Origin of the sequence: Methanobrevibacter sp., from assembly GCF_045586545.1 — an archaeon.
Lineage (GTDB): Archaea > Methanobacteriota > Methanobacteria > Methanobacteriales > Methanobacteriaceae > Methanocatella.
In genome coordinates this window covers 1-2,219 of record NZ_JAZNAN010000102.1, presented here as the reverse complement: position 1 = coordinate 2,219, position 2,219 = coordinate 1, and the positions used below count along the sequence as shown (strand labels likewise).

Annotated in this window: 5 protein-coding genes; 4 read left to right on the top strand and 1 reads right to left on the bottom strand. The window is 33.1% G+C overall.

Going from position 1 to position 2,219, the window contains the following annotated elements:
* Positions 1-183 precede the first annotated feature (183 nt).
* The 3 genes from ACKI3D_RS07790 (at position 184) to ACKI3D_RS07780 (ending at position 1,614) form a co-directional block, all read left to right on the top strand.
* Positions 184-630, top strand: coding sequence for a GNAT family N-acetyltransferase (locus tag ACKI3D_RS07790; protein ID WP_407393462.1), 447 nt, complete (start codon positions 184-186; stop codon positions 628-630).
* A gap of 77 nt (positions 631-707) precedes the next feature.
* Complete coding sequence (locus ACKI3D_RS07785) at positions 708-1,055, top strand: VOC family protein (RefSeq protein WP_407393460.1); 348 nt, start codon at positions 708-710, stop codon at positions 1,053-1,055.
* Between the two features lie 49 nt (positions 1,056-1,104).
* Entirely contained in the window at positions 1,105-1,614 is a 510-nt protein-coding gene (locus ACKI3D_RS07780) for an AAA family ATPase (protein ID WP_407393459.1), read from the top strand.
* A gap of 47 nt (positions 1,615-1,661) precedes the next feature.
* On the opposite strand, the gene ACKI3D_RS07775 is transcribed toward ACKI3D_RS07780, so the two are convergent.
* Complete coding sequence (locus tag ACKI3D_RS07775) at positions 1,662-1,892, bottom strand: hypothetical protein (protein ID WP_407393465.1); 231 nt, start codon at positions 1,890-1,892, stop codon at positions 1,662-1,664.
* On the opposite strand from ACKI3D_RS07775, the gene ACKI3D_RS07770 reads away from it, so the two are divergent.
* Positions 1,801-2,219: flavin reductase family protein (locus ACKI3D_RS07770; protein WP_407393464.1), on the top strand; the 419-nt coding region annotated here is incomplete at its 3' end. The two genes, ACKI3D_RS07775 and ACKI3D_RS07770, sit on opposite strands and share 92 nt — an antisense overlap.

Genomic DNA, 2,219 nt, shown 5'->3' with positions numbered 1-2,219 from the left:
GATGATAAGATTATTATTTGAAATTGATAAGAAGAAAATGGTGTAATGCAGAAAACCGCGTTACAAATGAAATATAATTTTCAATAAAGAGAATAAAAATAAGTAAATTCCAATATATCGAACAGTTAGAAAAATTTGAATTTGTAGGGGAGATAGGTAGATATGCTGATAAGAAAAGCGACAATGGACGATATTGAAGCATTAAGAGTTCTATATTTAGAATTGGAGCAAGATGGAGTCAAATATCAACCAGAACACTTTGTGATTGGATATAGAGATGATGAATTCTTTAAGGGAATTTTTGATAGCGAAAATCAAGATATTTTAGTTGCAGAAGCAGAATCTAAAGTGATTGGATTTTCTCATGTCATGATACTTAAACAGAAAAATGTGGCATGCTTAAAACCACAAACAGTAGTTTATATTCAGGATTTAGATGTAATAGCAGAAATGCGTAGTCAGGGAATTGGCTCTTTATTAATGAAAGCAAGTAAAGAATACGGAATTAATCATGGAGCTGATTTCATTAGAACACAGGTGTTTCCTCAAAATACAGATGGATTAAGATTCTATGAAAAAAATGGATTTTGTGAAATGATGAAAACCATAGAATGTCAATTTAGCAAATGAAATATATCCTTCAAGAAGGTAGATAAATTCCAATTTGTATAACTGTTAGATAAATTTGAATTTTGCGAGGTGAATGTATGAAAATCGGTGAAGTATGTTTAAACACGAATGATGTATTAGTGCTTGCAAATTTTTACAAGAAATTGTTGGGTATAGATAATGGAAGTAATGATGAAATACATCAGACTTTAATAGGTGAGGAAACACAACTCACAATATATAATGATGGAGCAAAAAAGAATAACAACAACCAAAATATTTGCCTAGCGTTTACAGTTGAAGACGTTGAGGCTGAATATGAAAAATTACTTTTAATGGGAGTCGAGATAATTGAAAAACCTACGCGACGTCCATGGGGAACTATCAATATGAGTTTTTATGACCCTGATAGGAATGTTATCTATTTCAGGAGTTTTTTTAACTAAATTCCAATTTGTAGACATTGATAATTAAATTTTACGTAGGAAGATATGCATGAAGAAATTAGTTATATTAAGTGCGGCTTGTGGAGTTGGGAAATCTACAATAAAAGATGAATTGAATGAAAGTAATATATTAGAGAATTATGCTTGTATTGATACTGATGAAGTTGGCATTAATTGGTGGGATTATGCAGGAACAGAGAATGAAACTAAATTTAGTGACGATTGCTTAGCCGAAGCAGTTCGAATGTCAAAAGACAAAAACTTGCTTTTTGTGACATGTATGAATCCATATGATTTTTATGGGAAGGTTAGTATTCCACTGGATATTGAATCGACATTTTTTGTTGGAATGACTTGTTCCGATGAAGAAATCACCAAAAGATTAAAGGCAAGACCCGAAGAAAGAATGTGTGGAAGCGATGAATTTATTGCAGGGCAGATTCAATATAATAATTGGTTTAAGAAGAACGCTGGTAAATTTCAGTTCTACATAGATAACACAAATAGAACGGTTAAGGAAACAGTAGCAGAAATAGTGACATTTTTAAAAAGGTTATGATTGACAAATTCCAATTTATATAACGGATTGAACGAGAGTAATACGTATTAACCGGTACTTAAGCAAAATAGATGAGGAGAAAAACATATGAAATATTCATACAAGGATATGCCTGAAAGCATGAAAGGAACATACGGAGATTTTTCTGAGAATTTTGGTTTTTCTTGGAAGGAATTTGTTGCAACAATTCCTTCGCCGTTATTTATTGTTACAACGTATAAATCCAATAGACTTCCCAATGCCTGTATGCAGTCTTGGGCAACGTTTACAAGTGCCAATCGCGGTAAGGGGTTTTATGCGATCCTTGCCAGCGTAAATAAACATGGGCACCTGTATCAGAGCATAAGTGAGACAAAGGGAGCCGTTATTAATTTTATGTCTGAAGAACATCATGCAGAATGTATGTCGACGATTCAGAATAATCAGTTTGAAACAGATGAGATTACTGCATCCGGATTGACTGTCGAAAAGGCTTCATGGATTAATGCACCTATGGTTCGAGAATGCTTTATGAATCTTGAGTGCAAGTATGTTTGGGAAAAAGAAATCGTACCGGGAGATGATCATGTTATGCTTTGCCTTGAAGTGGTAGGTGTTCATATAGA